This is a genomic window from Mycobacterium sp. SMC-18, assembly GCF_045310895.1.
Classification (GTDB): domain Bacteria; phylum Actinomycetota; class Actinomycetes; order Mycobacteriales; family Mycobacteriaceae; genus Mycobacterium.
Genome location: NZ_JBJIAL010000045.1, coordinates 1 through 12,610, shown reverse-complemented (window position 1 = coordinate 12,610; position 12,610 = coordinate 1). Strand labels below are relative to the sequence as shown.

Sequence of the window (12,610 nt, the reverse complement as noted above, 5' to 3'; positions counted from 1 at the left end):
CGCATAGACAGGACACCGATGAACGAACTACATGAGCGGGTGCGCCGTCACCTCGAGACCGCAGCGGTCGTGTACACGGCGCACGATCACGCCGCACTGCCGGCACCCGTGTCGTCACCCGCCGACTTCGCGGCGATGCTGGGCTATCCGGTGGATCGAATCATGAAGACCCTGATCTGCCGCGTGCGCTCGACCGGCGAGCTGGTCGCGGTGACCTGCCCGGTGGACATCAGGGTGGACTTCAAGCGCGTGGCCAGTGAACTGGATTGCGGCAGAATAGAAGTCGCCAGCACCGAACAATTGGAGACGGCCACCGGATACCCCCGGCTGGGCGTGTCCCCGCTGGGCCTCGACGACAGCATCACGGTGGCCATCGCCCGACAGTCGTTCACCTACGACACCGTTCTGGTCGGCGGAGGCGCCACCCGCGTTGAAGTCGAACTAGCCCCGCATGATCTGCAGCGCATCACCGGCGCGGTTCCGGTCGATCTGGGATAGCCGCAGCGCACCCTGTACCCGCCCTCAGCGTGACCCCTTACGCTGACCCGGGTGGCGCATTCGCATACCCACTCGCACAGTTCCGGCCCGGCTCCGTTGAGCCCGCTGGCCGCGAAGATCGTCGTCGGACTCCTGGCGGTGATCGGGCTGGCCACCGTAGTCGGCGCCGTGATCCTGTGGCCGCACGGCAAGGCCGTCGACATCCCGTTGCCGTTCCAGAACGCCCACGGCGGCGCCGTCAGCACCGAGGCCGGGCACGTGGTTTCGACCGGCATGAACAACTGCGGCAGCCCGTCGGTCGGAGCAGTGCTGACGTCGGCGCCGGTCACCGCACCTCCCGGCGCGGGCAGCTGCGTGCAGTCGGTGATCGGTATCGACTCCGGGCCGAACTCCGGCGCCAACACCCTGCTGGAGTTCAGCACCGGCCCCGGCCAACCGCACCTGGCGGCCGGCGATCACATCCGGGTGACCCGCCAGGTCGACGACTCCGGCACCACCACCTATGCCTTCTTCGACTTCGAGCGCACCTGGCCGCTCACCGCGCTGGCGGCCGTCTTCGCGGTGGTGGTCGTCGCGGTGGCCCGCTGGCGTGGACTGCGTGCCCTCGTCGGCATTGCCGTCGCGTTCGTGGTGCTGACGGTGTTCCTACTACCCGCACTGCGCGACGGCGGCCCGGCCATCCCGGTTGCCCTGGTCGCGTCGTCAGTGATCCTCTACGCGGTGATCTACCTGGCGCACGGCGTCAGCCTGCGGACCAGCGCCGCCCTGCTCGGCACCCTGAGTGCACTGCTGCTGTCAGCGGTGTTGTCCTGGGGCGCAATCGAATTGGCGCATCTCACCGGTCTGTCCGAAGACCAGAACAACGAGATCGCTGCCTACATGGGATCGGTGTCGATCACCGGACTGTTGCTCGCCGGGTTCATCATCGGCTCGCTGGGCGTGCTCAATGACGTCACTGTCACGCAGGCGTCGACGGCCTTCGAACTGGCCGAGCACGGCGCAGCCCGGCGGGCCATCTTCACGGGCGCCATGCGGGTGGGACGCGACCATATCGCCAGCACCGTCTACACGCTGGTGCTGGCCTACGCCGGCAGCGCGCTGCCGCTGTTGCTGTTGTTCAGTGTCGCCAACCGCTCCCTGGGCGATGTGCTGACCAGTGAGAGCGTGGCCATCGAGATCGCCCGGTCCGCGGTCGGTGGTATCGCGCTGGCGCTATCGGTGCCGCTAACCACCGCCATCGCGGCGGTGCTGGCTACACCGCGTCCGACTCAATAAGTTCGGTCGCCGCCAGCGCCGACGCCAGGTCGTCGTGCCGGAACGCCGACGTCACGTGGTCGTGGACCACGCGGAACGCCGTCGCCGCCTCACGGTCGGCGCCGCCGCCGGTGATGGTCTGCTCGGCGACCACCACGCCGTCGTGCACAAACAGCCGGCCGACCGTGGCCCTCTCATCGAGGTCGGTTGCCCAGGCCCGCAAGGCATTCCGCCCCTGGGTGGCCCCGTTCGCGTCACCGATCTCGATGTCGCCGCTGGACAGCTTGTCCAGGGTGTCCAGGTCCCGGTCGTTGAGGGCGTCGATCCAGGCCAGGACCGTCGCGATCTCGGATGTCGTCATGAGCAGACGCTACCCCGGCGCCACTCAGAAAGCCGAGTGATCAACCCAGCGCTGCCACACGGCCGCGTCGCCGATCACCTCCAGGCCGGCCTCCTCGACCGTCTGCCGACGGTTGACGGCCAGCAGCAGCCCGGAAGCCGGACCACGCACTGCCACATCACCTTTGGCGTGCTGGTGCGACCAGCCCAGGCCGTCCTCGTCGTTGATCACCAGCCACTCGCCGGTCGGGCCCAGTTCGGACTCAAACGCATGCAGGTGCAGCGACCGCCCGCGCTCCAGCGGCGGGTCCGCTGCGGGGGCCATCATGGCCACGCGCTCCAGCGTCTCGGTGACGCCGTCGGCGGCAAGCTCGGGATCGAGCACGAACGGAAGTCCCAGCGCCAGAACGGCATCGGCGCGGTGCACGGTCTGCTCATGGAGCCGGCGGCGAATCCACCACCCGGCGGGTTTGGGCCCGATGAACGTCCACACCTTCGCGTCCGATCCGACGTGCTCGACGGCGTCGATCAGCGCCTGCGCCCCGGCGTTCAGCCAGTCGATGGCGCCGTCGAGATCCTCTGGCGGTTTCCCGTCACGTACCTCGCGGGGATCGAGTGGTTCCTTCATGTGGTCGGCGACGATCTGGGCGCACCAGCGGTTGCCGCGGCCGACATGTTTGAACAACTGCTTCATGGTCCACCCCGGACAGGTGGGTACCTCGGTATCCAGGTCGGCAGTGCGAATGATTTCGCCGAAGGCGGCGGTTTCCTCGATCAGGGCTGAGCGGAAGGCCATTTCACGACGGTACCGCTGCCCGCGCCTGCCCGAGTGCGATCGGCAATGCCGCCCATCCGCGGAGCACCCGGGTGTCCCGCCGGGTGCCGGGTCCGGCGAGTTGCGCATCGGGGAACCGCTCGAAGAACGTCCGAAGTCCCACTTCGCCTTCGGACCGGGCCAGCGCCGCGCCGAGGCAGAAATGCCGTCCGCCAGAGAAGGAATGGTGCTTACCGGCGTTGGCGCGGGTGACGTCAAAGCGGTGCGGATCGGGGAAGACGGCGGGGTCGCGGTTGGCGCCGGCCAGGTAGACGATGACGGGCTCGCCGGCCAGCACGTAGTAGCCGGCGATGTTGACGCTGACCTTGGCGATGCGGGCCGACAGCTGGACGGGCGACTCCAGCCGCAGAATCTCTTCGACGGCGCCCGGCCACAGGTCGGGCTGCTCCATCAGCAGGGCCAGCTGGTCGGGGTGCTGCAGCAGCATGCGAATTCCGTTGCCCAGCAAATTCACCGTGGTTTCGAAGCCGGCTGCCAGGACCAGTCCGGCGGTGGCGCGGAGCTCTTCGTCGTTGAGCCGGGCGCCACCCTCACTGGCGGCGATCAGCTGGCTCATGAGGTTGTCGCCGGGGTTGGCCCGCAGCTCGCGGAGGTGGTCGCTGAGCCAGGTGTTGAACCCGTCCAAACCGCCTTCGACGCTGAGGTACTGCTGCCACGACAGGCCGATGTCCAGGCTGGGCGCGGCCAGCTCGCCGAATTCGAGGATGTGCGACCGCTCGTGCTCGGGCACTCCCAGGATGTCCGCGATGACCGTCACTGGCAGCTGCGAGCAATAGCTCTCCACGACGTCGACTGCGGCGCCCGACGGTGCGGCAGCCAAGTCATCGATGAGTCCGGTTGCGGCCTGCTGCACGCGTTCTCGCAACGCCGCGACCGCGCGCGTCGTGAACACCGCGGACACGGTCTTGCGGTAGCGGGTGTGCTGCTCCCCGTCGACCGACAACAGCGACGGCGGCAACAGTGGGTGCAACCTGCCTTTGACGGTGGTCTTGCCTTCCAGCCAGCCGAGGACACCGGGCAGGGTGCCGCCGATCTGCGTAACGGTGAAATCGTCCGATCGCAGAATCTGGTGCACGAGAGCATGATCCGCGGTGATCCAGGCCGCGCGGCCGCGGTACATCCGGCCGCGGCTGCGCAGTTCGTCGGCGAACGCCCCCGGGTCGGCGCGCACCGAGGGGTCGGCGATGATGCGCCCCTGGAGGTCTCCGTGCCGCGCGCCGTAGCCGGCGAGCTGACGGATGACAGCATGCAGCGCAAACCAGTTGAGACGTTGCCTCAGCGTCATGAAACCGAGCTTAGGCACGCTCGCCGGTGTCGGGCTACATACTGCAGTCGGAAATCACGCCGCCAGATTGCGGCCCAGTGCGTGCATCCGCCAGCCCGCACCCTGCCACTTGTCGACATCGAGGCAATTACGGCCGTCGACAATCACTTTCGCGTGCACGGTGGCCGCCAGCTGGTCGGGGTCCAGGTCCAGGAACTCCTGCCATTCGGTCAGGACCAGCACCGCGTCGGCGCGCTCGCAGGCCTCGATGACAGACGTGGAGTAGTTCAGCGTCGGGAAGAGCCGGCGCGAGTTCTCCATGGCCTTCGGGTCGTAGACGTTGACGGCCGCGCCGTTGAGCTGCAGCAGGCCGGCCACGTTCAGCGCCGGCGAGTCACGCACGTCGTCGGACTCGGGCTTGAACGCCGCGCCCAGGACCGCGATGTTGACGCCGAGCAGTGAGCCGCCGCACGCCTTGGTGGTCAGCTCGACCATGCGGGTCCGGCGGCGCATGTTGATGCTGTCGACTTCACGCAGGAAGGTCAGCGCCGGGTTGGCGCCCAGCTCGCCGGCGCGGGCCATGAAGGCCCGGATGTCCTTGGGCAGGCAACCGCCGCCAAAACCCAAGCCGGCGTTAAGGAATCGGCGACCGATGCGCGGGTCGTAGCCCAGCGCATCAGCCAGCAGCGTGACGTCGGCGTTGGCCGCTTCGCACACCTCAGAGATCGCATTGATGAACGAAATTTTGGTGGCCAGAAAGGCATTCGCGGAGACCTTGACCAGTTCCGCGGTCTGCAGGTCGGTGAGCAGGAACGGTACGCCCTCGTTCAGGATCGGCGCGTACAGTTCGCGGACCGCACCTTCGGCCCGCTGCGAATCCGCTTGCACGCCAAGCACGATGCGGTCGGGGTGCAGGGTGTCGTTGACCGCGAAACCCTCGCGCAGAAATTCAGGGTTCCAGGCCACCTCGACATCGACGCCGGCCGGCGCCAGCTCACGGGCCCGAGCGCCGAGTTCGGCTGCCGTGCCGACGGGCACCGTGGACTTGCCGATGATCACCGCGGACCGGCGCAGCCGCGGCACCAGCGCGTCGATGACTGAATGCACGTGCCGCAGGTCAGCGCCGTATTCGCCCTTCTTCTGCGGGGTACCGACACCCAGGAAGTGCACGTCGCCGAATTCGGCGGCCTCGTCGTAGTCGGTGGTGAAGTGCAGCCGCCCGGCCTCGATGTTGTCGCGCAGCATCTTTCGCAGCCCGGGCTCGTAGAACGGGATGTCGCCGGATGCCAGCTTCGCGATCTTGCCGGGGTCGATGTCGACGCCGACCACCTCGTGGCCGAGCTCTGCCATACCGGCGGCGTGCGTCGCCCCAAGATAGCCGGTTCCAAACACGGTGCATCTCATACTGCCTTGATAGGCAGCCCCGATGAGCGCGGTGCTACGCGACACTGAGCGTCAGGCCAACGGCAGATGACAAACAGCCGCCGGCCTGACGGGCGTCAGTTCTTCTGGCAGAAGATCAGGAAGCAGGTCTGCTTGGGCTGCTTCGGCTTCTTGCCGGAGTCACCGGGGTAGTCGCCCGGGTACCCGTTCGAGCCGCCCGGGTACTGGCTGCCCGGGTATCCGTTGCCGGGGTACTGGTTTCCGGGGTAGCCGTTGCCGGGGTAGTTGCCCGGATAGCCATCGTCGTCGTGACCGCGGCCGCCGCGACTCGGGTAGTCCGGGTAGTTGTTGCCCGGGTTCCACTGCGGCTGCTGCGGACGCGGCACCCAGGGATTCCAGGCGGGCGGCTGCGGGCCGGGGATCGCGATGACCGGCGGCGGCAGCACCACCGGCGCCGGGGCCGGTACCGCCGCGGGCGGGGGCTCGACCGGTGCGGCCGGCACGTCGGGCATCGATACCGGGACGGGTGCCGGAGCCGGCGCGGGGGCCTCCGGGGCGGGCGCGGGAACGTGCACCTGCGGTGCGGATTCCTTGACGACCTGCGGCGCTTCGACGTGACGCGGCGCCGGGGCGACAGCTTCGGGCGCCGGTTCCGGGGCGGCGGCCGGTGCGGCGGGCGGCGGGACGGCAGCCGGCGGCGGCGCGGGGGCGACGACCGGGGCGCTGGGCACGATGGCGGCCTGCGCGGGCGCCGGCCGTTGATCGACCGTCGGCCGGATGCTGACGGCAAGCGAAATGGCAAGGGCCACAACACCGACGACGAAGATCGAGGTGAGCGCGCTACCGACCAGCAGGAAGGGCTTGCGGCCCTGATCGGCGACCACGGGGGCGTCGCCCAGCTCGTCGAAACCGAACTCGTCGGCCGTCAGCAGCGGGGCCGCCAGCGGCGCCGCGGCAACGGCACCACCCGGCGCGGCCGAGTACGCCAGGCCGGCGGTGGCGGCGTCGAACATCGGTGCAGTCGCGGACGCGAGGGCGGCACCACGGGCCAGCGCCAGCTCGGCATCGCCCGGGGCGTTCACGGGGATGTCGAGCAGTTCGGCCAGGTGGGCCTGCACGGCCGTGACGTCGACACCGGAGCCGACGACGAACATGCCCTGCGGCGACGTGTCGGCACTGGCGACGGCGGCAGCCATGTCGCCGAGCACGGCCATGGCGTCGGTGCTGTGCAGGCTGCGGCTCAGGACCTTCGAGATGGCGCCGTCGGAATCGACGACGGACATGGTGGCGGTGTCGCGGTCGACGAACAGCAGACCGGTGCTCGAGTAGCCGACCGCCTGGCCGGCGGCCTGCGCCAGCGATCCCGCGGCGTGCAGCTCGGAGACCATCATGACGTCTTTGACGCCGGCGGCGTCCAGCGCGTCGCGCAACCGCGCGGCAGCGTCGTGGTCACTCCAGGCGACGCCCACCGATTTCAGGTGGTGGCCGCCTTCCTCGGCGCTCTCCCGGGTGCCCAGGATGGCGCTGACGACCTGCTCGACCGGCGTTGCTGAATCGTCCGCCGTCTGCGTTTCGAAAATATCGTGGTCGACGATTTCGCCGTCGGCCTTGTCACCCTCAACCAGCGCCATACGCACCGTGGTTGGCGTCATAGACACACCCAGAACGATGTCCACTGACCCTCCAATAGTGTTCGCTACGCTATCTAGGCCGCCACCGGGAAACCCCTGCCGAGCAGGCCACAACCAGATACTTCATCGCAGCGAACGGTGGAGTCGTTACCGATTCCCCCAGCTCATCGAGCCGCGATGCAGTTCTTGCCGCGGCGCTGGCTGACACAGTCCCGCCAATGCCGGTGGTTCAACCCTACCCGCGTTCGGCGTAGATGACCTAAGCAGTTTCAGGCGTCCTCGGCGTCCGGGCGGGGCTGCTTCAACAGGTCGGTCAGTGAGGTCGAACCCGACGGCCGGCGGGTGCCCAGGTGACCGTGCACGCCCTCCGCGTAGGCAGTTTCGGCGTGCTGCGTGAAGTCGACGCCGGCAGTCTCGTCCTCGGCGCTGAGCCGGAAGCCCATCACCTTGTCGATGATCTTGCCGAGCACGAACGTCGCGGTGAAGGCGTACACCGCGACGACGGCCATGGCCAGCAGCTGCTTGCCGAGCTGGGCGAATCCGCCGCCGTAGAACAGGCCGCGCGCGCCGCCCGTCATGACGTCCGTCGCGAGCAGGCCGATCAGCACGACGCCGACGACACCGCCGACGAAGTGCACGCCGACGACGTCGAGCGAGTCGTCGTAGTTGAGCTTGAACTTCAGACCGACCGCGAACGAGCAGATGACACCGGCCAGCAGCCCGACGACGAGCGCGCCCAGCGTGTTGACCGTGCCGCACGACGGGGTGATCGCGACCAGGCCGGCGACGACGCCGGACGCCGCGCCGAACGTCGTCGGCTTACCGTCACGCACCTGCTCGACGGTGAGCCAGCCCAGCATGCCGAGACAGCCCGCGACCAAGGTGTTCAAGAAGATCGCGGCGGCCGTGCCGTTGGCGGCCAGCGCCGAGCCCGCGTTGAAGCCGAACCAGCCGAACCACAGCAGACCGACACCGAGCAGAACGAACGGCAGGTTGTGCGGGCGCATGGCGTCCTGCTTGAAGCCGATGCGCGGGCCCAGCACGATGGCGAGCGCCAGCGCCGAGGCGCCCGACGCGATCTCGACGACCAGGCCGCCCGCGTAGTCCAGCGCGCCCATCTTGGCGAGCCAGCCGTCCGGACCCCAGACCCAGTGCGCGATCACGCTGTAGACGACGATCGCCCAGATCGGCACGAAGACCATCCATGCCGAGAACTTGGCGCGGTCGGCGATGGCGCCGCTGATCAGGGCGGCGGTGATGATGGCGAACGTCAGCTGGAAGGTGGCGAACAGCAGCTCGGGGACGGCGCCGTGCGTGGTACTGGGGCCGATGCCGAGCATGCCGAAGTGTTCGAGGTTGCCGAGGAAGCCGTCACCATCCGAGAAGGCCAGCGTGTACCCGAGCACCAGCCACGCGACCGTGACCAGCGGAATCGAGATGAAGCTCATCATGATCATGTTGAGCACGCCGGTCGTGCGGACCATGCCGCCGTAGAAGATGGCCAGGCCCGGCGTCATCAGCAGGACGAGAGCGGTGCTGGCGAGCAGCCAAGCGGTGGCGGCGGGATCGATGCCTTGCACGTGAGACTCCTTCGACAATCTTGACGAGGATGTATCGGCGGCGTTTCCGGCGCGCGGCGACTGCGTTTCCGACGTGTTACACCAGCCTCACATGGGTATTTGGGGCGTGGTTCCCCGTGAAACAAGTGGCGGTTAGACGCCGGTGGTTCCGGGTATCAGGGTGTTCATGTTGAAGCGCACAACTGCAGCTGCCGCCCTGCTCACTGCACCCGTTTTTGTGCTGGCCGCCTGCAACTCCTCCAACCAGAACACGTCGAAATCATCGACCTCAGCGCCGCCCACGACCTGGACCCAGGCCAATCCGTCCGCGCTGAACGTCGTGCTGAAGACGTCCGACGGCAGGCCCGTCGCCAATGCCTCGATCGACTTCACCGACGGCTACGCCACCGTGACCGTGGAGACCACTGGCGGCGGCATCCTCGCCCCGGGTAGCCACGGCATGCACATTCACTCCGTCGGCAAGTGCGAGGGCGACTTCACCTCAGCCGGCGGCCATCTGCAGGTCGCTGGGCACACCGGGCATCCGTCGAGCGGTGACCTGACGCCGCTGAACATCCGCGGCGATGGCACCGGGAAGGTCGTCGCGACGACCGACGCATTCACCGAAGCGGGTCTGAAGGGGCCCGAAGGCAGTGCGCTGATCATCCACCAGGGGCCGGACAACTTCGCCAACATCCCGCCGCGCTACACCCACAACGGCACACCTGGGCCGGACGCCGAGACGTTGGCGACCGGTGATGCCGGTGGGCGGGTGGCGTGTGCAGTGCTCGCCCCTGCGGGTTCTACTTCGTCTTCGTCTCCGTCTACTTCGACGTCGACCGCGACGGTCACCGAGACGACGGGCGTGCCGGTGGCGCCGCCGGTGACGTCTTCGAGCGCGACTTCGACGTCCACTTCCCCGACATCTACTACTCCGTCGACCACGACCACTACTTCCACGACGGTGCCGACCACGAGCACGACGATTCCCACCAGCCCGGTCGCGCCGGTGAACCCGATGCCGGGTGGCTGAGTTTGGTCTAGGCGTTGACCCTGTATCGAGGGCGCAAAAGGTCGAGTAAGTGGTGCCCTGGTTACAGGGTCAACGGCGGCGAGCAGCCCGTGTGCGTTGATCCTGCGGCCACGGCGAGAAACGCCGAGTAGCGCACCCCTCCACCGCGGACTCAGCACTCAGGTGGCGTTGACTGCGAATCTACGTAGCCCGCGACTCGCAGAAGTTCTGCGTCAGTTCGCAGTCAACGGGGCTAGGGCTTGACGAAGTTCAGGTACGACCGCGAGGGCGTGGGGCCGCGCTGTCCCTGGTACTTGGAGCCCACCTTGTCACTGCCGTAGGGGTGCTCCGCCGGGCTGGTCAGGCGGAGCAGGCAGAGCTGGCCGATTTTCATGCCGGGCCACAGGGTGATCGGCAGGTTGGCGACGTTCGAGAGCTCGAGCGTGATGTGCCCGGAGAAGCCCGGGTCGATGAAGCCCGCCGTGGAGTGCGTCAGCAGGCCGAGCCGGCCCAGTGAGCTCTTGCCCTCGAGACGGCCCGCCAGATCGTGTGGCAGCGTGCAGGTTTCGAGTGTCGAGCCCAGCACGAACTCGCCCGGGTGGAGGACGAAGGGCTCGCCTTCGGCGGGCTCGACCAGCGTGGTCAGCTCGTCCTGCTGCTGCGCCGGGTCGATGTGCGTGTAGCGGGTGTTGTTGAAGACCCGGAACAGGCTGTCCAGCCGGACGTCGACGCTGGAGGGCTGCACCATCGAGTCATCGAACGGGTCGATGCCGAGACGTCCAGCAGCGATTTCAGCACGAAGATCGCGATCGGAGAGGAGCACGTGGGGAGCCTATCGGGCCGAGTTGATATCCTGCAGCGGCACCATGCCGATGTAGTTCAATGGCAGAACATCAGCTTCCCAAGCTGAATACGCGGGTTCGATTCCCGTCATCGGCTCCACGCTCCATAGTGACCAGCCTAGGATCTTGGAGTCACACGTCGTCGCCAACCGAATCGGGCTAGAGGGCTGAGCCTGGACAGCGCACCGGCTCAACCTTCGATCTGTCAGTCGAACAACCGCAGCGCTCTGACCGAAGCAAAATACAAACACGCATGAGCGGATTTGGGGGCACAAACCATCCAGGTATCACGTTTATGTAATTATGATCGGCATGGTGGGCTCGGTGGACAACGCGCAATACACAAGCCCTCCCGTTCGAGCTGCAGTCTTTACCGTCTACATCGACCCGCTCAAGTTGGACATCAACCTCCTCACTGAGTTGAGGAGCAAGTGGGCCACGCAGTACCCCGGCTTCACACAGTCGTCACCCCAGATGCGCCCCAGCGACTTGCTTCCCGAGGTCGACCTGTTTTCACTGCCATGGCCGATGCCCGCAGTGCAACTAGCCAACAGCTCGCTGTCCCGAACTATTGCGTTCCAGTTTGATCACTTCTCATTGACGTGGACATTCGATTCAGATGGCGATGGAAACCAATACCCCGGCTACCTGTCATTAGCTTCGGAGCTAAACGATCGGTTCGCTGAGTTCGTCGACACGGTGGACGAGATGTCAGACGACTCCGTGAAGGTTCAAGGCTGTCAGTGCCACTACACCAACGTCCTCGACAACATCGACGGCGCAGCTTGGCTCACCGACTACCTCACGAGATCGACAACGACTCACCTCGACAACAATCACTTGGACGACGCTGAGCACGTTGGTTTCCGTGTACATCGAGTCGACGACGAAGACGACGTGCAACGTCGCGTGTGGTTGCAAATGACCCGCCGAAAGGCTGAACGTTCCGAAGTAACGATCTCAGTGGTTGCAGTGCCCAAGTCCGATTCTCATCAAATCCCGGACGATCCCAACTCGGCTGCGCAACATCTTATGGATTCGGCGCACCGCCTAGAGAACAAAACATTTGAAGCTAGTTTCAGCGACGCGATGAAACGGGATTGGAGGAGCCAACAATGACCGTTGTAGACATCGGCTGGCGTCCGAGAACCCTTGATGCACCGAGGGTGAAATTCCGCACTGCTCAAATTGCCTGCAAAACCAGCGCTGACACATGGGCCGAACACTGTTCGGCCCGTAATTCAGCAACCGACGCAGCCCAACGTGCCTACGCGGCAATTAGTAAGCTGGTGGCCGGCAGACTGATCGAAGCGTCAGTCGCAGCACGCGCACAGCAACTCATCAAGTTTCTCTTCAAAGCAAACACTGTCGATGCGTCGATCGCGCCCGAAGACGGTGGGTTGATCTTCTACTGGGCAGCACAGGAAATGTCGTTAACAATCGAGATTTATCCATCTGCTGGCTATTGGTGGTGCGCAAGCAATATCTCGGGATATCCATTGTCAGGCGAAGGGTCCGAACTGCCATTGAACGAACTTGGAAATCGCCTGAACCATTTCTCGAAGGAAGTGGAGCGCCGAAATCCGCGCTGGCGCGACATCATTCGCTGACCGCTTGTGATAAAAACAGGGCCAATTGGCGGCTACGATGATGATCAATTCTCTGACGAAGCGCGACTTTATCGGAGAGTGCCGGACAAACCCGATTATTTGAAGGTGATCGATCCTGTAACAGGAGAAAAGCGGCCAACACCTGCGGCATTTAGCATCAAGGACGAGCCTGACGGCCTATCTATTTCGATTGAAATCCTTATGCGTCGACACAAGCTGCCCACTCGAAATCTATGTCGGGACTGGAACACACACGGTGTCGCACGGTTCAGCGCTGGCCTAGTACGCCCGTCACTTGGGGTTATTTGGCTCTTCATGATTGAGGGTGTAGAACGGTCAGCTGCTGTCGGCCTGTGATTGGGGTGTCTGGTTGGCTGGGTGTG

At 65.9% G+C, this 12,610-nt stretch carries 12 protein-coding genes and 1 tRNA gene; 6 read left to right on the top strand and 7 right to left on the bottom strand.

Annotated elements, in window-relative coordinates; translation table 11 throughout:
• The first annotated feature begins 18 nt into the window (after positions 1-18).
• Positions 19-498 carry an aminoacyl-tRNA deacylase gene (locus tag ACJH6J_RS25905; RefSeq protein WP_267324554.1) on the top strand — a complete coding sequence of 160 codons (480 nt, stop codon included), beginning with the start codon at positions 19-21 and terminating at the stop codon, positions 496-498.
• A 51-nt stretch (positions 499-549) separates the two neighbouring features.
• Complete coding sequence (locus ACJH6J_RS25900; protein ID WP_138247777.1) at positions 550-1,773, top strand: YibE/F family protein; 1,224 nt, start codon at positions 550-552, stop codon at positions 1,771-1,773.
• Here ACJH6J_RS25900 and ACJH6J_RS25895 read toward each other — a convergent pair.
• From ACJH6J_RS25895 to ACJH6J_RS25870, 6 genes are all read right to left on the bottom strand, one after another.
• Positions 1,751-2,113, bottom strand: coding sequence for a nuclear transport factor 2 family protein (locus ACJH6J_RS25895; protein WP_138247776.1), 363 nt, complete (start codon positions 2,111-2,113; stop codon positions 1,751-1,753). The two genes, ACJH6J_RS25900 and ACJH6J_RS25895, sit on opposite strands and share 23 nt — an antisense overlap.
• Positions 2,114-2,137: 24 nt before the next feature.
• Positions 2,138-2,887 carry a maleylpyruvate isomerase family mycothiol-dependent enzyme gene (locus ACJH6J_RS25890; RefSeq protein ID WP_406804753.1) on the bottom strand — a complete coding sequence of 250 codons (750 nt, stop codon included), beginning with the start codon at positions 2,885-2,887 and terminating at the stop codon, positions 2,138-2,140.
• Between the two features lies 1 nt (position 2,888).
• Positions 2,889-4,211: a cytochrome P450 gene (locus ACJH6J_RS25885; RefSeq protein WP_406804752.1), complete on the bottom strand. Its 1,323-nt coding sequence runs from the start codon at positions 4,209-4,211 to the stop codon at positions 2,889-2,891.
• Positions 4,212-4,265: 54 nt separating this feature from the next.
• On the bottom strand, positions 4,266-5,594 hold the full coding sequence (locus ACJH6J_RS25880; protein WP_267324553.1) for a UDP-glucose/GDP-mannose dehydrogenase family protein: 1,329 nt from the start codon (positions 5,592-5,594) through the stop codon (positions 4,266-4,268).
• A 95-nt stretch (positions 5,595-5,689) separates the two neighbouring features.
• On the bottom strand, positions 5,690-7,225 hold the full coding sequence (locus tag ACJH6J_RS25875; protein WP_166428190.1) for a hypothetical protein: 1,536 nt from the start codon (positions 7,223-7,225) through the stop codon (positions 5,690-5,692).
• Between the two features lie 248 nt (positions 7,226-7,473).
• Positions 7,474-8,784 carry an ammonium transporter gene (locus tag ACJH6J_RS25870; protein WP_406804751.1) on the bottom strand — a complete coding sequence of 437 codons (1,311 nt, stop codon included), beginning with the start codon at positions 8,782-8,784 and terminating at the stop codon, positions 7,474-7,476.
• Positions 8,785-8,950: 166 nt separating this feature from the next.
• Here ACJH6J_RS25870 and ACJH6J_RS25865 point away from each other — a divergent pair, with 166 nt between their 5' ends.
• Complete coding sequence (locus tag ACJH6J_RS25865; protein WP_406804750.1) at positions 8,951-9,796, top strand: superoxide dismutase family protein; 846 nt, start codon at positions 8,951-8,953, stop codon at positions 9,794-9,796.
• Positions 9,797-10,028: 232 nt separating this feature from the next.
• On the opposite strand, the gene dcd is transcribed toward ACJH6J_RS25865, so the two are convergent.
• On the bottom strand, positions 10,029-10,598 hold the full coding sequence (gene dcd / locus ACJH6J_RS25860) for a dCTP deaminase (RefSeq protein WP_133428252.1): 570 nt from the start codon (positions 10,596-10,598) through the stop codon (positions 10,029-10,031).
• Positions 10,599-10,643: 45 nt separating this feature from the next.
• On the opposite strand from dcd, the gene ACJH6J_RS25855 reads away from it, so the two are divergent.
• From ACJH6J_RS25855 to ACJH6J_RS25845, 3 genes are all read left to right on the top strand, one after another.
• Positions 10,644-10,717: transfer RNA gene (locus tag ACJH6J_RS25855), tRNA-Gly, on the top strand.
• 212 nt (positions 10,718-10,929) lie between these two features.
• Positions 10,930-11,736 (top strand): TIGR04255 family protein, encoded by an 807-nt coding sequence (locus tag ACJH6J_RS25850; protein WP_406804749.1) that lies wholly within the window; start codon positions 10,930-10,932, stop codon positions 11,734-11,736.
• On the top strand, positions 11,733-12,227 hold the full coding sequence (locus tag ACJH6J_RS25845; RefSeq protein WP_406775388.1) for a hypothetical protein: 495 nt from the start codon (positions 11,733-11,735) through the stop codon (positions 12,225-12,227). Before ACJH6J_RS25850 ends, ACJH6J_RS25845 begins: the two co-directional genes overlap by 4 nt.
• Positions 12,228-12,610 lie beyond the last annotated feature (383 nt).